The 19,836-nt window shown below is 60.1% G+C and carries 15 protein-coding genes; 9 read left to right on the top strand and 6 right to left on the bottom strand.

All coding sequences use genetic code 11. The annotated features are described in order from the left end of the window. Positions 1-3 precede the first annotated feature (3 nt). A complete protein-coding gene (locus tag HFK74_RS25680) occupies positions 4-927 on the top strand; it encodes a sugar ABC transporter substrate-binding protein (protein ID WP_180205916.1) in 924 nt (307 codons plus the stop codon). 102 nt (positions 928-1,029) lie between these two features. On the opposite strand, the gene HFK74_RS25685 is transcribed toward HFK74_RS25680, so the two are convergent. Both HFK74_RS25685 and HFK74_RS25690 read right to left on the bottom strand, forming a co-directional pair. After that, positions 1,030-1,851 (bottom strand): MinD/ParA family protein, encoded by an 822-nt coding sequence (locus HFK74_RS25685; RefSeq protein ID WP_180205917.1) that lies wholly within the window; start codon positions 1,849-1,851, stop codon positions 1,030-1,032. 158 nt (positions 1,852-2,009) lie between these two features. Continuing rightward, a complete protein-coding gene (locus tag HFK74_RS25690; RefSeq protein ID WP_180205918.1) occupies positions 2,010-3,689 on the bottom strand; it encodes an arylsulfatase in 1,680 nt (559 codons plus the stop codon). 244 nt (positions 3,690-3,933) lie between these two features. Between HFK74_RS25690 and HFK74_RS25695 the strand changes: the two genes are divergently transcribed. Beyond that, a complete protein-coding gene (locus tag HFK74_RS25695; RefSeq protein WP_180205919.1) occupies positions 3,934-4,947 on the top strand; it encodes an AraC family transcriptional regulator in 1,014 nt (337 codons plus the stop codon). 77 nt (positions 4,948-5,024) lie between these two features. Here HFK74_RS25695 and HFK74_RS25700 read toward each other — a convergent pair whose 3' ends face one another. Together HFK74_RS25700 and pobA are read right to left on the bottom strand one after the other, a co-directional pair. Further along, the gene (locus tag HFK74_RS25700; RefSeq protein WP_180206053.1) at positions 5,025-6,302 is read right to left on the bottom strand and encodes an OprD family porin; all 1,278 of its coding nucleotides are present in this window, start codon (positions 6,300-6,302) and stop codon (positions 5,025-5,027) included. 125 nt (positions 6,303-6,427) lie between these two features. Next, positions 6,428-7,615 carry a 4-hydroxybenzoate 3-monooxygenase gene (gene pobA, locus HFK74_RS25705; RefSeq protein ID WP_180205920.1) on the bottom strand — a complete coding sequence of 396 codons (1,188 nt, stop codon included), beginning with the start codon at positions 7,613-7,615 and terminating at the stop codon, positions 6,428-6,430. Between the two features lie 201 nt (positions 7,616-7,816). Between pobA and HFK74_RS25710 the strand changes: the two genes are divergently transcribed. Together HFK74_RS25710 and HFK74_RS25715 are read left to right on the top strand one after the other, a co-directional pair. After that, positions 7,817-8,701, top strand: coding sequence for a helix-turn-helix domain-containing protein (locus HFK74_RS25710; RefSeq protein ID WP_180205921.1), 885 nt, complete (start codon positions 7,817-7,819; stop codon positions 8,699-8,701). Between the two features lie 201 nt (positions 8,702-8,902). Then, positions 8,903-9,838 (top strand): transporter, encoded by a 936-nt coding sequence (locus HFK74_RS25715; RefSeq protein ID WP_180205922.1) that lies wholly within the window; start codon positions 8,903-8,905, stop codon positions 9,836-9,838. Between the two features lie 62 nt (positions 9,839-9,900). Here the strand turns inward: HFK74_RS25715 and HFK74_RS25720 are convergent, their stop codons facing one another. Next, the gene (locus HFK74_RS25720; RefSeq protein WP_180205923.1) at positions 9,901-11,757 is read right to left on the bottom strand and encodes a sigma-54-dependent Fis family transcriptional regulator; all 1,857 of its coding nucleotides are present in this window, start codon (positions 11,755-11,757) and stop codon (positions 9,901-9,903) included. A gap of 343 nt (positions 11,758-12,100) precedes the next feature. On the opposite strand from HFK74_RS25720, the gene pchA reads away from it, so the two are divergent. Genes pchA through HFK74_RS25745 form a run of 5 tightly spaced genes read left to right on the top strand, consistent with a single transcriptional unit; the run spans position 12,101 to position 16,683 of the window. After that, a complete protein-coding gene (gene pchA / locus HFK74_RS25725; protein WP_180205924.1) occupies positions 12,101-13,585 on the top strand; it encodes a 4-hydroxybenzaldehyde dehydrogenase in 1,485 nt (494 codons plus the stop codon). Positions 13,586-13,631: 46 nt separating this feature from the next. Further along, the gene (locus HFK74_RS25730) at positions 13,632-13,967 is read left to right on the top strand and encodes a cytochrome c (protein WP_180206054.1); all 336 of its coding nucleotides are present in this window, start codon (positions 13,632-13,634) and stop codon (positions 13,965-13,967) included. A gap of 10 nt (positions 13,968-13,977) precedes the next feature. Further along, positions 13,978-14,670 (top strand): hypothetical protein, encoded by a 693-nt coding sequence (locus tag HFK74_RS25735; RefSeq protein WP_180205925.1) that lies wholly within the window; start codon positions 13,978-13,980, stop codon positions 14,668-14,670. Positions 14,671-14,683: 13 nt separating this feature from the next. Then, a complete protein-coding gene (locus HFK74_RS25740) occupies positions 14,684-16,252 on the top strand; it encodes an FAD-binding oxidoreductase (protein ID WP_180205926.1) in 1,569 nt (522 codons plus the stop codon). 59 nt (positions 16,253-16,311) lie between these two features. Beyond that, complete coding sequence (locus HFK74_RS25745) at positions 16,312-16,683, top strand: cytochrome c family protein (RefSeq protein ID WP_180205927.1); 372 nt, start codon at positions 16,312-16,314, stop codon at positions 16,681-16,683. 64 nt (positions 16,684-16,747) lie between these two features. On the opposite strand, the gene HFK74_RS25750 is transcribed toward HFK74_RS25745, so the two are convergent. Beyond that, a complete protein-coding gene (locus tag HFK74_RS25750) occupies positions 16,748-19,801 on the bottom strand; it encodes an FAD-binding and (Fe-S)-binding domain-containing protein (RefSeq protein WP_180205928.1) in 3,054 nt (1,017 codons plus the stop codon). Between the last annotated feature and the right edge of the window lie 35 nt (positions 19,802-19,836).

Raw genomic sequence — 19,836 nt, forward strand, 5'->3', positions numbered from 1 at the left:
ACCATGAAAAAAAGACTCCTGACCTACTTCTTTGCCGCCCTCTTTACCCCCTTGGCACTGGCCGACACCCGTATCGGTGTCAGCATCGCCCAGGTGGACGATGTATTCCTGGCGCAGATGCGCGACTACATGGCCGCCCACGCCAAGGATCTGCCGGGAGTGACGTTGCAATTCGAAGATGCCCAGGGCGATGTGGTGCGCCAGCTCAACCAGGTGCAGAACTTCACCGCCCAGGGCATGGACGCGATCATCGTCAACCCGGTCGATACCGCTGCGACGCAAAGGATGACCAATGAGGCGCAGAAGGCCAGCGTTCCCCTGGTCTATGTCAATCGCCGCCCCGACCAGGCCGAACTGCCGCCCGGCGTCGGCTATGTGGGTTCGGATGAGATCAAGGCCGGCGAAATGCAAATGCGCTACCTGGCGGAAAAAATGGGTGGCAAGGGCAATCTGGCGATCATGCTTGGCCTGCTCTCCAACAACGCCACCCACAATCGCACCCAAGGCGTGAAGGAAGTGCTCAAGAGCTATCCGGACATCCACGTGGTTGAAGAACAAAGCGCCGAGTGGCAACGCAGCAAGGCCATGGACCTGATGAACAACTGGATTCTCTCAGGCAAAAAAATTGATGCGGTGGTCGCCAACGCCGATGAAATGGCCATTGGCGCAGCCATGGCCATCACCCAGGCCGGAATGCGCCCAGGCCAGGACATCCTGGTCGGCGGCAGCGACGGCGGCCCCGCCGGCCTGGACGCGATCAAGAAGGAGCAGTTGCTGGTGACTGTCTATCAGGACAACAAGGGCCAGGCCGTCGGGTCCATCGACCTGGCACTGAAGATGATCCGCAAAGAACCCATTGCAGCAGAGTTGACCATTCCCTATCAGCTGATTACCAAGGCTAACTATCAGGAGTTTCTGAATCCTTGATTCGGCCAGATCACCGGGTTTGGTAGCGTCATCCCGAGAGCTGGTCTAGCTGTACCAGATCTCGGAGCGCTGAGTATCCTCTTGAAAAATATGGCCGCAATGTCACCTTCTCGAATTATGGACAAGTCGATCAACGAAGAACTCCAAATGCCCCCTGGGGGAAGCCAGCAAAGGCCAGGCGTCGACCTTTAAAGCGATTTCCTCGAATGCCTGGGCACTCTTGGAGCGCGGAAAGTGTTCGTAGAGCGCTCGCTGCTTCTGCACTGCCCTACGCGCACATTCATCGTACGGAATCGCTCCCACATACCGCAGGGTTACATTGAGGAAGCGATCGGTGACTTTGGACAATTTAGCGAACAGCGCGCGACCTTCGTTCGGGCTCTGCGCCATGTTGACCAGCACCCGGAAACGATCCATTGCGTAATCACGATTAAGCAGCTTGATGAGTGCGTAGGCATCGGCGATGGAACTCGGTTCATCGCAGACCACCAGCAAGACTTCGTGGGCCGCCCGGACGAAATTGATCACCGAGGAGCCGATGCCCGCCGCTGTGTCAATCACCAGCACATCGAGACTGTCTCCGATTTCACTGAAGGCCTGGATCAGGCCTGCGTGCTGAGCCGCGGACAAATGCGCCATGCTCTGGATGCCTGAAGCCGCGGGGACGATTCGTATCCCGCCCGGACCGCGCAAAAGTACATCGGACAGCTCACAGCGACCTTCGATCAAGTCGACCAGCGTGTACTGCGGGGAAAGCCCCAACAGGACATCGATATTCGCCAAGCCAAGATCGCCATCAAGCAATACAACTTGCCTTCCAAGTTTCGCCAGCGCCAATGAAAGATTCACAGCCACCGTCGTCTTGCCGACGCCGCCCTTTCCACCGGTCACGGCGATAACTTGCACAGAACGCACACTATCCATGTTACTGATTCCCTTCCCTGTGCAACGCGTGCGAGTAGTCGCAATCTATTCCCGGAACGCAATGGTAACTGAAAAGTGCAGACTCGTAGCTCCAGGCGCATCACAGGATCACCAGAAACGCAGTAACCTCAGGGATAGTGGCGTTATCGGGCGCCCTCTTACTTGAAACAATATTCATAGAGGCAGGTCTGGAACCCATACTTGAGGTCGAACTTGCCATCGAGCACGTTGTTTTCCTTGGCGTACTGGTCCCACGCCACCAGCATTTCCTTCATTTTTGCCGGCTCGGCCTGGGCCAGGTCGCGGCGTTCGACAGGATCACTCTTCAGATTAAACAGTTGCCAGTTGCCGTTGCCGTAAGGTGGGTTGACCAAGGTGATTTTCCAATCCCCCTTGCGCAGCGCCTTGCGGCCGAACAACTCCCAGCCAATCTGACGTTCAGCCATCGCTTGACCTTCCAGCAACGGGCGCATGCTCTTGCCGCTGATGGTTTGCACCGGGCGACCGTGGAATGTCTTGCCCAGTGCAGGGACGCCGGCGAGGTCCAGCAGGGTCGGCATCAGGTCCATCACATGGACCACGTCATTATTGAGGGTGCCTTGCAGGTGCGCCTTCTTGAGCATTTTTGCGCTGATGATGGCCGGCGCACGAATCCCGCCCTCGTTGGTGAAGCCCTTGAACAGCGGGTACGGGGTGGAACTGACTTGGGCCCACTGCGCGCCATAGTCGGCATACGAGCCTTTGTGACCAAGATTTTTCAGGCTGTTATCGAAGTCGCTGGCGAGCCACTCCTTGTTACCGGGCAGGTCAATCGGGCTGTTGCCGTCGGCACCGTTGTCGGAGATAAACACGATGAAGGTGTTATCCAGTTTGCCGACTTTCTCCAGGTACTGGAGCAGTCGACCGATGTGGTAGTCCATGTTGGACACCATCGCGGCATAGATCTCCATGTTGCGCGCCTCGCGCTGACGCTGCTCATCGCTCAACTGGTTCCAGTCTGGAAGGCTTTTGGCCATTGGTGTGTTGGGTGCCGTATCCGCCGCGACGATACCGAGCCGTTTCTGCTGTTCCAGGCGTGCCTGGCGGATCGGCTCGTAGCCTGCGGCGTAACGACCCTTGTATTTATCCAGCCAGTCATCCGGAGCATGCAGAGGCCAATGCGGCGCGGTGTAGGACAAGACAGCCATGAACGGCTTGTTACTCTCTTTGTCGGCATCGATGTAGTCAATCAGCCGATCCGTATAAAACTCGCTGGAGAAAAAGCCCTTGGGCACTTCGACCTGTTTGCCGTCTTCGCGATAGATCGCTTTCGGATCCCTGGCAATGATGGCGTGCTGGTCGTCGAAGTGACTGGCGCCCCCTTGAACCAGGATGAAGGAACGGTCAAAACCCCGGGCCTTCGGGCTGGTTTCTTCAGTGCGACCCAGGTGCCATTTACCGGTGGTGTAGGTGTTGTAGCCAGCGTCCTGGAGCACTTGCCCGACCGTAACCATGCGTTCGTTCAAGTAACCTTCATAACCCGGCCTGCCTTGCTGGAACGGTTGAAGCAACTCGCCCATGTTGCCCAGGCCAGCCACATGGCTGTCGGCACCGGAGAGCATCATCGCCCGGGTCGGCGAGCAGGTGGGGGCGGTGTGGAAGTTGGTCAGGCGCACACCGTCCCGGGCAAGCGAGTCGATACTCGGGGTGCTGATTTCGCCGCCGAAGCTGCCCAGGTCGCTGTACCCCAGGTCATCGGCAACAATTATCAGGAAGTTCGGGCGCTCATCTGCGGCCATGGCCGCGTGGCTGCACACGGCAACCATCAGGGCAAGCATGAGTTTGGTCATCCAGCGCATGGGGGCGGTTCCTCAGTTGTTATTATTGGCTGAGCCACCAGTATGCGCAGGACCCGACGCGGGCCGATAACGCGGGTGCGCAAGCACTTATTCACCTGCGTCGTTATTTACCCGAACAGCTGGGGAACCGGTTACTCTTCGTTCATCATGGCCTGCATTTGCGGGGGCACGGGGCACTAACTGTCGAGCAGCGCTCAACGACCAGACGGATCAACCCAGACAAACAAGAACAAAGGTTACGGTGATGAATACGCCCTCTATCAGCGGCCTGCCCCCTCCTTCACGGGGCGACGCCTGCCCTGCCAGGAATTTTCCTTTTGCCGCGGAGCCGTTGCTGCGTTCGCGCAATATCGAAGATGCCGAGGCGCTGCTCAACAACCATCTTGAAGAACGTCGGATCAGCCTCGGGGGACGAGGAACCCTGGACATTGATTTCACCTTGCAGTCCTTGCCACAGTTGAAGTTGTTCGGGGCGCAGTGGGGCCGTGAGGTGCGCGTGAGTTCAAGTCCCTTGACCAGCTGGCATGGGATCTTGCCCTTGCAGGGCACGATCAGCAGTCGCCCGGATGGCCTGCAAGCGAACTCGGGAGAGCTCCTGGTATTCAGCCCCGGGCATGAGGTGGATGTGATCTGGCATGAGGGGGCCAAGGCGATCGTCATTGCCCTGGATGCTGCTTTGTTGCTCGATCACCTGGAGCGCCATCATCAGACCCACGAGCTTCAGCGCCCTTCCCGGACACTGCTGTTTGATGGCAGCCATCGCGCCATGCACAGCCTGGGCAGCCTGCTGCGCCTGGTAGACAGCGAAACCGGCAATACCTCGGGCTTGCTGGCAACTCCAACCAGCCAGGCCCATGTGCAGCACCTGTTTTGCGAGAACCTGCTGCAACTGATCCCCAGCCTGCACGCCGAGCCACAACGCCGCCTGCTGCCGGGCACAGTGAAGCGGGTGGTCGATTTTATTCATGCCCATCTCGACCAGCCGCTGGGTATCACCGAGCTGGTGAGCATCAGCGGCGCTAGCCGACGCAGTCTGGAGCAGGCGTTCCGCAACGCTCTGGGTACCAGCCCGCAACGCTATATCCAGCAATGCCGGCTGCAGGCGATCCGCAAGGTCTTGCTCAGCCATCAACCGGGCGAGTTGCAGTTATCGGCGTTGGCGTTTCACTGGGGCTTTGCGCAACCCAGCCACTTCACCGCCGCCTACAAGCAGGCCTTCGGTGAGTTGCCATCGCAAACGCTGGCCAGGCCGCCTTGAGGTTTTTTATCGACCGTTTCTACACGTGATCATGGCGGCCAGGTCGCTCCAGACAGGGCGACCGCCGCCACCACGGCTTACCAGAACGTCCAGGTGTAGGTGGTCATCACCCGGTTTTCATCGTAGTCATTGCCATGCTTGAACTGCGCGTTGATGTTCCGCCATTCCATGCCCACGCCCTTCAAGGGGCCACTCTGTATCACATAAGCCAGAAACAGGTCGCGCTCGCTTTCAGCGCTGTCGCTGAGGTCGCCACCACGATCAATGCCCGTGCCGCGCAGGTAACGGGTGGTCAGGGTCAGCCCGGGCATGGCCATGGCCGCGAAGTCATAGTCGTAGCGCGCCTGCCAGGAACTTTCATTGGGCTTGATGAAGGCCACGGCCGACCAGTTCACCAGATAAGGTTGCGGCGCGAAGCCGTTCAGGGTCGGGAACGTGCTGTCACCCAGCATGCGTTGATAACCCACGCCAACGCTATGCCCACCCTGCTTCAAGGTGGTCATGGCGCCGTAGGAACGGTTGTCGATATTGCCGTACAGAGCCTCACCCGCTTGCTTGTTGTTGAAGTAGCGTAGATCGGTCTTCAGGCGGTAGCCACCACCCAGGTCGGAGTTGAGCGTCAGGCCGAGATAATGTTGCCGATAAATATCCTCCAACTGCCCATAAAAGTAGCTGGCCGAAAGTTCAGGACTGAAGACGTAGGTCGCGCCGGCAAAGTCCAGCCCATCGCTGGTGTAACGCGGCCCGCCAGGTTTGGTGAACAGGTACATCTTTTCTCTGTTGGAGGATTCACGGCTGCTGATCTCGGTGAATCGCCCGCCAGTCAGCGTCAGGTTGTCTATCTCGTTGGACTTGACCAGAACACCCTGGAAGGTCGTCACCAGCTGCCGTGAGTCGTCCTGGAAGGCCACCGGCAACGTCGGTCGATGCTCACCGATTTTCAGCTCGGTCTTCGACAAGCGAACTTTGCCGGTCAGCGCCGCCCGGCCGTAATCCTTGGCCTGCTCCCGCCTGCTTTGGCTATAGGGCAAGACACTGTCCGGACCACGACCGCCGCCACCGTCAAGGCGATAGGCGTATTGCGCCGCCGCATCGAGACCGAACGCCAGCGGGCCCTGGGTATAACCGGAGGTAAAGCGCAGATCGAAGCCTTGGCTCCAACTGCCATCGCGCGAAGTCTTCGGGTTATCGCCCTTGAAGTCGCGGTCGACATAAAAATTGCGCAAACCCAGGTTCAACTGGCTGTCTTCGACAAAGTCGGCTTGCGCGGCCAGCGGCACCATCACCCCGATCAGCCCCATGGCCTTCAGGTTTTTTGCAGCAGAGTAAGCGGACCGCGGCACAGCCGCGTACATAGGATTCATGGATACCTCTACACATTTTTATTGTTGTTGTAGAAGTTCAGTATCCGCAGCCCGCTCAAAGGCCGTTATCGTCTGCGCGTAATGACTGGCGGCGCAGCGCAAGTATTGGAAGCGGTCTACTCGATCGCTTCGTAGGGCAGGCCCACGTAGTTCTCGGCGATGTTGACCAGGCCTGCGTGGGAGTTGAAGAAATATTCGCGGTCGGCTTGCTGCATCTTCTGGTCCCACGCGTCCTTGTGCTCGCCGAAGTCGTGCAGCAGGTTGGTCATGAACCAGCTGAAACGCTCACCCTTCCAGACGCGGCGCAGTGCCAGTTCGGAGTATTTTTCCAACAGGTCGGTACGCCCCTCCTGGTACACCTTGACCAGGATGCGATACAGGTAGCACACGTCCGAGGCCGCCAGATTCAAGCCCTTGGCCCCGGTGGGCGGCACGATGTGGGCGGCGTCGCCGAGCAGGAACAACTTGCCATACTGCATCGGCTCGACCACGAAGCTGCGCAGCGGCGCGATGCTCTTCTCCAGCGACGGGCCGGTCACCAGCTTGTCCGCCACGTCCTGTGGCAGGCGTGCCTTGAGTTCCCCCCAGAAACGCTCGTCGGACCATTCTTCGACCTTGTCGGTCAGCGGCACTTGCAAGTAGTAACGGCTACGGGTCAGCGAGCGCTGGCTGCACAACACGAAACCACGGTCGTGGTGGGCATAGATCAATTCGTGGTTGACCGGTGGCGTGTCGGACAGCAGGCCCAGCCAGCCGAAGGGATACACGCGCTCGTAGTGGGTGAGCACCTCGTCGGGAATGCTCTTGCGGGCGACCCCATGGAAACCGTCACACCCGGCGATGTAATCGCAGTCGATGCGGTGGGTCTGGCCATCTTTCTCGTAGGTGACGTAAGGGCTGTCGCCCTTCATGTCGTGGGGCTGCACGTTGTCGACCGAATAAACGATCGGGGCGCCCTGGGCGCTGCGGGCCTCCATCAGATCGCGCGTGACTTCGGTCTGCCCGTAGACCATGACGGTCTTGCCACCGGTCAGTGCCTTGAGGTCGACATGAATGCGCTTGCCCGCCACCTGCAACTCGACACCTTCGTGGACCAGGCCTTCGGCATCCATGCGTTCGGATACACCCGCTTCGCGCAGCAGGTCGACGGTGCCTTGCTCCAGCACTCCGGCGCGAATGCGGCTGAGGACGTAATCCGGTGTCTGGCGTTCGAGAATGACGTTGTCGATGCCGGCGTTATGCAGCAACTGGCCGAGCAGGAGTCCGGAAGGGCCGGCGCCGATGATAGCAACCTGAGTTTTCATTATTTTAATCTCTGATGTGCGCTCCAACCGCTGGCGAACGGCGATCGGATTTAGTTGTTATATTTCTCTCCTGCATTTTTACTGACGAAACCTGGAATAAAAGGTGATTTTTCAGAGGAAAAATGCACTTTTACAAATTTGGTTCGATTATCGAACGACTCGACACACGATGCATTTCCATTTTCGAGGTCGCCGAGCACGATGAAACCCAGCGTCAATAACATCCCGGTGTTCAAGCTGTATGGTGAAAACAAGGCGTGGTCTACCCCGGACTTGCTGCACTGTGAATCCATCCCCAAACGCAGCAGCCTGCACCATTGGGAGATCAAGCCTCACCGTCACGCCGACCTGTTCCAGCTGCTCTATGTGCAACGCGGCCAGGCGGTGGTCGAGATCGAGGGCAAGCGCATTGACGTGCTGGAAGCGGCCATCCAGGTCGTTCCCCCGCTGACCGTGCATGGCTTTCAGTTCTCGGAAAAAATCGAGGGTTATGTGCTGACACTCGGCGCACCGCTGGTGGCCCGGCTGGAGTCGCAACTGGGCGCACCGCTGACCGTCCTGGCGTCTTGCGGGTGCTACCCGGTCGGGCGTGATCGTCGCTATATCAACACCCTGTTTGCCGCCCTGCTGCAGGAATACGAAAGCAGCGCACCGGCGCGCGACGTGCTGATGCACTCGCTGGTCAGTGTGCTGATGGTGTGGATCAGTCGCCATCGTCAACTCAGCACTCCGCCGAGCAACCGTGGTGAACGCGACCAGCATTTGCTCAGCCACTTCATCAAGTTGGTCGAGCAGCACTACCGCGAACACCTGTCGGTGGAAGTGTTCGCCCAGCGCATCGGCGTTTCCAGCGTGCACCTGAACGCCCTGTGCCGCGAGCTGGCCGGACAAACCGCGTTGCAGGTCATTCACCAACGCCTGCTGCTGGAAGCCAGGCGCAATCTGACTTACACCAACATGAGCATCAACCAGTTGTCCGACAGCCTGGGCTTCAGCGACCCGACTTATTTTTCACGCTTCTTTCGCCGCCTCGCTGGCCAGACACCGAATGCCTTTCGCCATGGTGTCGGGCAAAGCGGCGCGTGAAGGCTCACGAACTTTGCGCATACAGTCGAATTTTCTTAACAAGAACCGTCACAAGTCCCTGCAACCATTAACGGCAATAACTTAACTTATTGATTTAAAAGGATTAATAAAAATGTTCAGGCTGGCACAATAGTTGAGAAGGACAACCTTGCGCAGGCGAAAACTGCGGTCCGCCACTCATAACAATAAGGTTGTCCTCACATGCACCACAGACTCCCCCGCTGCACGCCCCTTTCGCTCAGCACTGCCCTGTTGCTGGCCGGCAGCACCTCACTGGCCCAGGCTACCGAAGGCGGTGTGTCGTCCTGGCCGCTGGGCATTGAAATCTACGGCATGGGTATCCTGCCGCCGCCTGGTACCTATGGTCAGGTTTTCGTCGGCGACTACCTGGCCGATACCCTTCGCGATAACGCGGGTGACAAGGCGGCCGACATCGACCTGCGCGTCACCACTATCGTGCCTCGGTTCATCTGGGTCACCGAACAACAGGTACTGGGTGGCAGCCTGGGCTTCCACGCACTGCTGCCGCTCAATGACATGCGACTGAACATCAAGAACGGCCCGCACGACCACAAGCGCGGCATCGGCGACGCTCACCTCGGCCCGGTGGTCGGCTTCCACCACAGTGACAAGTTTCACACCGCCATGGGTATCGACTTCGTACTGCCCACCGCCAGCGAGTATGACAAGAACGACCTGATCAACCTCGGCACCAACTATTACACCGCACAAGCGGTGTATGCCATGACCTACATGGACCCCGAGGGTTTCAACGCCGATGTGCGCCTGATGTACGATTACAACTTCGAAAACCGGGCCACCCACTACCAGTCCGGCCGCGAGCTGCATGCCGACTACACCCTTGGCTGGGGCCTGGGCAATGGCTGGGTACTCGGCGTCGGTGGCCACGCGTACAAGCAGGTGAGCGATGACCAGTGCAGCGCCTCCCATTGCGCCGCCGCAGCCCAGGTCGATGCCGCCGATGGCAACCGTGGCAGCTCCTACTCCATCGGCCCGGCCGTGCAATACGCCAGCCAGGACGGCTGGTTCCTCAGCGCCAAATGGCAAGACGAATCCGGCGTACGCAACCGTACCGATGGCCAGGCCTATTGGCTGAAGTTCACGGTCCCGCTCTAAGCGGCGCCGCCCACGAAAATGCCCCGCGGGCATCGGTCCACGGGGCATCGTCGCATCCGGCGCTAGCTTCCCTTGAGGCGATAACTGACCTGGGCGCGACTCATGCCGAGCATCTGCGCCGCCGCCGTGATGTTGCCACCGGAGCGCTCCATGGCCAGGCGCACCAAATGCAGCTCGATTTCCGCCAGGGGTGTATTCAACACCCGTTGGCTCCCGGAAACGAAAGCCTGCAGACCTTCCAGTACCGGCTCGCGGAGTTTGTCTGCCCCACCCTCCTCTTCGGTTGACGCAGCGGCTGCCCGCGCCTTGCCGGCTCCCTCCTCACGTCGCTCGCCAGCCGACAAGCGCCCCTCAGGGGTCAGGCCGATCGCCGTTGCCATCAACGGCGCGCCCATCTCGGCCAGATGCACGATATCGATGACCTCGCCATCACCGGCGCTAATCACGCCACGCTCGATCAGGTTCTGCAGTTCACGAATATTGCCGGGAAACCGATAAGTGAGCAGTGCATTGACCAGCCTCGTGCTGAAACCAGCCAGCCGACGCCCGTGGCGCTGGCTGAAATGACGCAGGAAGTAACTCATCAGCAACGGGATATCTTCGCGGCGCTCGCGCAACGGTGGCAGATGAATCGGGAACACATTCAGTCGGTAGAACAGGTCTTCACGGAAACGTCCCGCCTCGACCTCGCGACGCAGGTCCAGGTTAGTCGCGGCGATGACCCGTACATCCACCCGGATCGGCGCCGTGCCACCGACGCGCTCGATTTCACCTTCCTGCAAGGCACGCAGGATCTTGCTCTGCGCGCTGAAACTCAGGGTCGCTATTTCGTCGAGGAACAAGGTCCCGCCATGGGCCCGTTCGAAACGACCGGGACGCGAACGCTCGGCACCGGTAAAGGCGCCACGCTCGACCCCGAACAGTTCGGCTTCCACCAGGTTCTCCGGCAAGGTCGCGCAGTTGAGTGCCACCAGCGGCTTATGCTGGCGGGAACTGGATTGGTACAGCGAGCGGGCGAACAACTCTTTACCGACCCCTGATTCACCGATCAAGAGCACCGTCGCCTGGGTCGGTGCGACGCGTTGCAGCAATTGAGTGGCAACGACGAACGCCGCCGAAATGCCCACCAGCGGTTTGCCGTCGGCCGGCTCCTCCAGCTCGGCAACGGTGGTCTCGGTGCCCGAGGCGTAGGTGCTGCGACTGAGGAAGTCGCCCGGGTCCAGATAGGCCAGATCGACATCGATGTCGTCCCACTGATCGGCCGGCTTGCCAACGATTCGGCAGGCCGGATGGCCCATCGAGCGGCACTCCTGCTCGCGAAAGACGACCAGGCGGCCGAGCAGCGACGAGGCGTACCCGCTGGCATAACCGATCTCCATCCAACAGGCCGGTTCGCCGCCCAGGCCATAGGCGGCGATGTGCTCGTCGTCTTCGAGTGAGTTGTGCCAGAGGAATTCGGAATAGAAGTGACCGATGCCAGAGTCGATTTCGAAACGCACCACCTCGACATTGACCATGCCTTCGAGCATGTGCAGCCGTGGTCCGGCGCTATACAGACTGGTGTCATCCCCTTCCGGCCACTGCTCGCTGACCTGGGCTGCGTCACGCGCGCCGGCTTGCCAGCCAATGCGCGTGAGCAGTCCACGTGCCTTGTCCAGCCCCAGCGCCTCGATCAGCTCGCGGCGGATGGCCCCGAACGCAGAGCCTTGCAGCAGCATCATGCGCTGGCCACACAACCAGACGCTGCCGTCCTGCGGGGCGAAGGCCACCGTTTCCGCCAGCTGCTCAGCCGATGGCAGGCCGCTGGTGCCGAACTGGCTGGCACGGTCGACGATCAGGCGCTTCTGCCGGCCTAGCATCTGCTTGAGGAAATCCTCACCGGCAGAACGACCAGTCTTGGTAGAGGTAGTACGAGTCATGGGCAGTCAACAAGAGGCAGGTAGGTAACCTGTGAGTATGCCCAGCCCTCCCGCCGGGTCAATCCGCTAGCGATCGACTCCACTCCCCCTGCTGGCCAACTGTCCGGTAACCGCACAACTTCTGCCCACCTCCCACTTGGCGTCGAGCTTTCAACAGCGGGCGATTTCTCTGCATAAATTTACGCACAACGTCATTCCAGTCCGCGCCGGAGGCAGGCTTCAGTGCGACTGCAAATCATCTCAACTAATTGTTTTTAAAGGTAATTAATCAGTAAAACAGACATGGCACGATAAATGTTAACAGGCACCTCTGCACGTTAATAAAAACAGAGGTGACCTCGACATGACCGCTACCCCTTCCGTTCGCCCTGCCTACCAGAGCCTTGAATTGCAGCCACTCGCCGGCCAATGGCGGGCCGGCAGTGCCGGTCGCACTCTGGAAGTGTTCGACCCCTTCACTCAGTCGCGCTTGCTGCAGATCACCCAGGCCAATCGCGAAGACCTCGATGCGGCCTACCGCACGGCGCGCGTCACCCAGGTCGATTGGGCCAGCAAGGGGCCGGCCGCACGTGGCCAGGTGTTGCTCAACGCGGTGAAAATCTTCGACGAGCGTCGTGAAGAAATCATCGACTGGATCATCCGCGAGTCCGGCAGTACGCGCATCAAGGCGCAGATCGAATGGGGCGCCGCCCGCGCCATCACCCTGGAGTCGGCCAGCCTGCCCAGCCGCGTGCATGGGCGCATCCTGGCCTCCAACATCCCGGGCAAGGAAAGCCGCGTCTACCGCACGCCCCTGGGCGTGATCGGTGTGATCAGCCCATGGAACTTCCCCTTGCACCTGACCGCCCGTTCCCTGGCACCAGCCCTGGCGCTAGGCAACGCCGTCGTGGTCAAGCCCGCCAGCGACACCCCCGTCACCGGCGGCCTGTTGCTGGCGCGCATCTTCGAGGAAGCCGGCTTGCCATCAGGCGTGCTCAGTGTGGTGGTCGGTTCCGGCGCGGAAATCGGCGACGCCTTCGTCGAGCACCCGGTCCCGGCGTTCATCTCCTTCACCGGCTCGACCCAGGTCGGGCGCAACATCGGCCGCATCGCCAGCGGCGGCGAGCACCTCAAGCACGTTGCCCTGGAGCTGGGTGGGAACAGCCCGTTCGTGGTCCTGGCCGATGCCGACGTCGAGCAGGCCGTGAATGCCGCCGTGGTGGGCAAATTCCTCCACCAGGGGCAAATCTGCATGGCGATCAACCGCATCATCGTCGAGCAGCCGCTGCTGGAAACCTTCACCCGGCGATTCGTCGAGCGCGTCAAGGCACTGCCCTACGGCGACCCGAACAAAGCTGAAACCGTGATCGGTCCGGTGATCAACAACAAGCAACTGGCTGGACTGCTAGAGAAGATCGCCACGGCCCGGGCCGAAGGCGCCACATTGCTGTCTGGTGGTGAAGCCCAGGGCAACGTTCTGCCGCCGCACGTGTTCGGCAACGTCACCGCCGACATGGACATCGCCCGTGAAGAAATCTTTGGCCCCCTGGTCGGCATTCAGTCTGCCCGTGACGCCGAGCATGCCCTTGAACTGGCCAACAGCAGTGAATACGGACTCTCCAGCGCTGTATTCACCTCCAGCCTGGAACGCGGCGTGCAGTTCGCCCAACGCATCCACGCCGGCATGACCCATGTCAACGACATCCCGGTCAATGACGAACCCAACGCGCCATTCGGCGGTGAGAAGAACTCCGGTCTCGGGCGCTTCAACGGCGACTGGGCGATCGACGAGTTCACCACTGACCACTGGATCACCCTGCAACATGCGCCAAGGGCGTATCCGTTCTGAGCTGGACCCCATCAACCTACCTGCCAATAAGAAAATGGAGTACGAAATGTCTTCACTCCTCAACAGCCAAGCTGTGAAACGGACCCTGTCTGCCTGCCTTGCCCTGCCCTTCATCGTGCTGGCGGGCAACGCCGCCGCCGATGGCGACGGCGTCTGGAAAGGCGGCGAAAACGTCTATGCCAAGGTGTGCGGTCACTGCCACGAAAAACAGGTCGGCCCGCCAATCACCGGCCGCCAGCTGCCAGCACAGTACATCAGTGCAATTGTGCGCAATGGATTTCGCGCCATGCCGGCGTTCCCTGCCTCATTCATCGACGATAACGCGCTGCAACAGGTCGCTGAGTACATTTCCAAATCGCCTGCCCCGGCGACCAAGCCTTGAGGAGCCAGCCATGAACGTCGAACGTCGCACGGTACTGAAGGGTTTGGCCTTGAGCAGCCTGGCCGGTATCGCCATGGGCAGCTCCGGCCTGGGCATGGCCCATAGCGTGCTGGGCGCCCGGACCCAGCCGGCTTTGCCGACCCTGGCCCTGGTCAGCCATAAGATGGCCGAGTCGGTCTTCCTCCAGGGCGTCAACGCCAGCCCGGCGGGCAAGCAGGTCAAGGTGCAGCGCACCGACCTCAGCCTGGACTTCATCCTGGGTTTTGAAAAACGCCTGCGCAGCGGGCAACCGCAACGGATCATCGGCCTGGTCGACGATGCCAGTGCCGCACTGATTGTCGACCTGGCGCGCAGCGCTGGCGCGCGCGTGCAGTGGCTCGGCCAGCACCGCGCCACGCCCCTCGCTTCACAGCACCGCCTGCTCAGCGCCGAAGCCGCAAGCGGTTGCGCCCCGCAACTGGGCCTGAGCCTGAACGCCTGCGGCACCGGCTTCAGCCTGACCGAACAGCGTATGCATGGCCTGCAAGCGCCGTTGCAAGTGTCCGCGGCGGCCCGCAACAGCGTCGGCTCAGACCAATGGGCCGCCACGCTGGGCTACACCCTCGCCGCCCTGGGCACCACCAGCGCCGGGCAAGCACCGCTGATCGCCCGCCGACCGTCGCCGCTGACCGGTAATTTCGTTTCGTTTTCGATCGAAGCTTGAAGGAGCTAACCCAATGACTGAGCAAATCAACAAGACCCTGCTCCCGCGCGGCGTCGACAGCGCAAACTTCGAACAAGCCATCGCCAGGTTTCGCAAACTGCTGGGCGATGACAACGTCCTGGTCAAAGACGATCAACTGATCCCCTACTCCAAGATCATGATGGCCGTGGACAATGCCGGGCACATGCCGTCTGCCGCCGTCACCGCCACCACCGTCGAGCAGGTGCAAGGCGTGGTGAAGATCTGCAACGAATACAAGATCCCGGTGTGGACCATCTCCACCGGTCGCAACTTCGGGTACGGCTCCGCAGCCCCTGGCCAACGCGGGCAGATCATTCTCGACCTGAAGAAGATGAACAAGATCCTCCACGTCGACCCTGAACTCTGTACCGCCCTGGTCGAGCCGGGCGTGACCTACCAGCAGCTTTACGACTACATCCAGGAACACAACCTGCCGTTGATGCTGTCGTTCTCCGCGCCGTCGGCCATCGCCGGCCCCTTGGGCAACACCATGGATCGCGGTGTGGGTTACACACCCTACGGCGAACACTTCCTGATGCAGTGCGGCATGGAAGTGGTGCTGGCCAACGGTGATGTGCACCGCACCGGCATGGGCGGCGTGAAAGGTGACAACGCCTGGCAGGTATTCAAGTGGGGCTATGGTCCGACCCTGGACGGCATGTTCACCCAGGCCAACTACGGTATCTGCACGAAGATGGGCTTCTGGCTGATGCCAAAACCTCCGGTATTCAAACCCTTCGAGATCAAGTTCGAGAACGAATCGGACATTGCCGAGATCGTCGAATTCATCCGTCCACTGCGCATCGCCCAGGTCATTCCCAATTCGGTGGTGATCGCTGGCGTGCTGTGGGAAGCCTCAACCTGCAACACCCGCCGCTCCGACTACACCAGCGAGCCGGGCGCGACCTCCGACGCGATCCTCAAGCAGATCCAGAAAGACAAGAACCTGGGCGCCTGGAACGTCTACGCCGCGCTGTACGGCACCCAGGAGCAGGTCGACGTGAACTGGAACATCGTCACCGCCGCCCTGAAGCAACTGGGCAAGGGCCGGATCGTCACCCAGGAAGAGGCCGGTGACACCCAGCCGTTCAAGTACCGCGCCCAATTGATGTCCGGTGTGCCCAACCTGCAGGAGTTCGGCCTGTACAACTGGCGTGGCGGCGGTGGCTCGATGTGGTTCGCACCGGTGAGCCAGGCCCGGGGCAGCGAGTGCGACAAACAGCAGGCGTTGGCCAGGAAAACCCTCAACAAGCACGGCCTGGACTATGTCGGCGAGTTCATCGTCGGCTGGCGCGACATGCACCACGTCATCGACGTGTTGTATGACCGCACCAACCCTGAAGAGACCCTGCGCGCCAACGCCTGCTTTGCCGAATTGCTGGACGTGTTCGAGAAGGAAGGCTACGCCGTATACCGCGTCAACACCGCCTTCCAGGAGCGGGTTGCACAGAGCTACGGCCCGGTCAAACGCAAGCTTGAACATGCCATCAAGCGTGCGCTGGACCCGAACAACATCCTGGCACCCGGCAAGTCGGGCATCGACCTCGCCAACTCATTCTGATTGCGCTTGACGCTCCGCCAGGACGGTCCTGGCGGGGCTTTTTATTGGTAGGGAACACAATGACGCATACACAATTTCTGGCTGCCGGCGCCCTGCTGCTGGCCGCTCCCCTGGCGCTGGCCCAAGGCGACGTCAAACAGGGCCAAGCCCTTTTCAGCACCCAATGCGGCTTCTGTCACAGCCCCGAAGCGGGCAAGAACCTGATGGGGCCGAGCCTGCACGGCGTGTTCGATCGCGCCAGCGCCCAGGCTCCGGCCTTTACCTATTCCGCCGCCCTGCAGGGCGCCAGGCTGAAGTGGAACGACGCGAATCTGGACCAGTGGCTGACAAGCCCTGCCAGCCTGGTGCCGGGCAACATGATGATGTTTGCGGGGCAGGCCGATACGCAGAGTCGACAGCACCTCATTGCTTACCTGAAAAGTTTGAAGTGAGCACCTTGCCGGCGTAACCCTGCCTGTGAGAGCAGCATCTCATGAGCAGGCGATATGAAAACGGTTACCCGGCAACACCCCGTACTTCTGCCAGCAAAGCCTGTAGCGGATGCAAAATCGTCTCACCCTCCTTGCGCTTGACCTGGCTTCGACAAGAGTACCCATCCGCCAACAAGCGACCTGAACGGTTGAACTTCTCCACCAGCGGCCCCCAGGACTGACTGTAGATAACGTCTGAAGTCCTGGCGTTTTGTGCTTCATGTCCATAGGTGCCAGACATGCCGCAGCAACCACTCGCTTGAACCTGCAGCTTCAACCCCATCCGCGCGTAAATTTGCTGCCAAAGGCCGATGCTGCCCGGTTCGTTGGTTTTCTCGGTGCAGTGAGGGAGGAAGTAGTAGGTGCCCGTCTCCTTGATAGCGTTCGATGACGGGAGCACATCCGCAAGCCACTCCTGGGGCAACAAGACGCTCGGGATCTGATCGCTGCCAAGTGTCTTCGCGTACTCCTGGCGATACACCAAGGTCATCGCCGGATCCAGGCCAACCAACGGAACCTGGTATTGGTGAAGCTTACGCAGCGATTCGGCGCTGGAATGCGCGGCTTTTTCGAACGCCTTGAGGAAGCCCTGAACCTGCAAGGGTTTACCGTTCGCAGAGAACGGAGCGATGTACACCTGAAAACCAAGCCTGGTGATCAGCTCGACCCAATCAGCCAGCACGGGGGTTTCGAAGTAGCGGGTAAAGGCATCCTGCACGAGAATCACGCTGCGCTTGCGCTCCCCCTCCCCCAATGCAGCCAAACGCTGCGGCGTGGCCATCTGCACGTTCCAGCGACGGCAGACAGCGTTGAAGTCCATCAAGCTCAGCAATGGGCTGTCGACCATTCCGGCGACACGCTCAAGAAGCACACGCACCGGTCGAGCACCCATGACGAAGTTGTACAAACGCGGAGCGCGCGCGATGTACGGGAGGGTGTACTCAAGCGAGCCGATGAGGTAGTCCTTCAAGGGGCGCAGATACCGGCTGTGGTACAGCTCCAGGAATCGCGACCGGAACTCCGGCACATTGACCTTCACCGGACACTGGCCAACACAGGATTTACAGGCGAGGCACCCCGCCATGGCCTCATAAACCTCATGGGAAAAATCCTGTTGCCCCAACTTTTGCGCGACTGTATTGGCAGCTCGCCTGGCAAGACTGGACAGGTTGAACGTCGAGCGCAGCCGATCACTGGTTGCCAGTACATCGATGCCTTGCTGGCCCTGCAACCTCAGCCATTCGCGGATGAGCGAAGCGCGGCCCTTGGGTGAATGGACGCGGCTTCGAGTACCTTTCCAGGAAGGACACATGGCGTCATCAGGATCGAAATTGTAGCAGGCGCCATTGCCGTTGCAGTGGACGGCCGTGTCATAGCTTTTCCAAACCCGCTCATCGATTGTCCGATCAAGCTCGCCCCGCAACTTGACCTCGTCAACGCGCGTCAGCCGAGCACCAGGCACAGTCTTTGGCGTGGCGATCTTGCCGGGGTTGAGTTGGTTGTGTGGATCAAAAGCAGCCTTGAGTGCCTGCAACGCCGGATACAGTTCGCCGAAATAATCGGGCACATACTGGGATCTCAAGCCCTTTCCATGCTCTCCCCACAACAAGCCGCCATGCTTTTGCGTCAACACGGCGACAGCATCGGAAATCGGCTGGATCAGGGCCGCCTGGACAGGGTCTTTCATGTCCAGGATCGGGCGCACATGGAGAACACCCGCATCGACGTGCCCGAACATTCCGTACTCCAGGTGATAGCTGTCCAGAAGCGCTCGAAACTCCAGGATGAAGTCAGCCAGATTTTCAGGCGCAACGGCGGTGTCTTCGACAAAGGGTTGCGGCCGGGCCTCTCCCTTGACGTTGCCGAGCAGCCCGACCGCTCGCTTGCGCATCGCATAAACGCGCTTGAGGGCATCAGCACCTATTGCAAGCGTGTGCCCCAATCGCACGACGCTCGTGTCGCGCTGCAGGTGCAAGACAAACTCATGAACACGCTGCTGGACGGCCGCTTCATCGTCGCCGCTAAATTCAACCAGATTGATTCCGAGTGTCGGTACGTACGGGTCTTCGGGAAAATACTCTGCGACGCCGTGCCAGACGATGTCTTTCATGGCCAGCATGAGCACTTTGGAATCGACTGTCTCGATAGACAAAGGCTTCAACAGCATCAACGCCTTGGCGTCCCTCAAAGCATCCATGAACCCCGCATACCGAACGTTCACCAGGATCGAATACTTGGGGATCGGTAATACGTTGAGCCGGGCTTCAACGATGAAGCCGAGGGAGCCTTCCGAACCGCACAGCACGCTATTGAGGTTGAAGCGCCCATCGGCTTCACGCAAATGGGCCAGGTCATAGCCGGTCAGGCAACGATTGAGCTTGGGGAAGGTGTCCTTGATCAATTGGGCGTGGGTGTCGGCTATATCCGCTGCGCACCGGTAGACCTCACCCACCCGATCCTCGCGGCTGGTCAGCGCGGGCAAATGCCCGGCGTCGACAGCCGAGCTGGTGAGGCGATCACCACCAAGCAATACGGTGGAAAGCTCGAGCACATGATCGCGCGTCTTGCCATAAGTACAGCTGCCCTGACCGCTCGCATCGGTGTTGATCATTCCGCCAATAGTGGCGCGATTCGATGTTGAAAGTTCTGGCGCAAAGAACAGACCGTGAGGTTTGAGTGCGGCGTTCAGCTGATCCTTGACCACACCACTCTGTACCCTGACCCAGCGCTCCTCGACGTTGATTTCCAGGATGTTGTTCAGATGGCGGGACAGGTCAACCACCACACCCTCGGTAAGCGATTGCCCGTTGGTGCCCGTACCTCCACCGCGTGGGGTCAGCACTACCCCACTGTACCGAGGCTCAACGACGAGCCGCGACAAAATCGCCACATCCTGTTCATCAACGGGAAACACCGCCGCCTGGGGTAGACGTTGGTAAATGGAGTTGTCGGTCGCCAATACCGTTCGGTCGCCATAATTACGGGCAATCTCTCCTCGAAACCCCGATGCCTGGAGCGCGTTGAGAAAAGCGTCATAGGTTGTTTTCTGGGCGTCAGGGGGCGACAACCGCGCAATCATGATGGAGTTCCTGCAGGCTAAAAAGTAATCTATGC

It is taken from the genome of Pseudomonas sp. SbOxS1, assembly GCF_013416725.1.
GTDB lineage: Bacteria > Pseudomonadota > Gammaproteobacteria > Pseudomonadales > Pseudomonadaceae > Aquipseudomonas.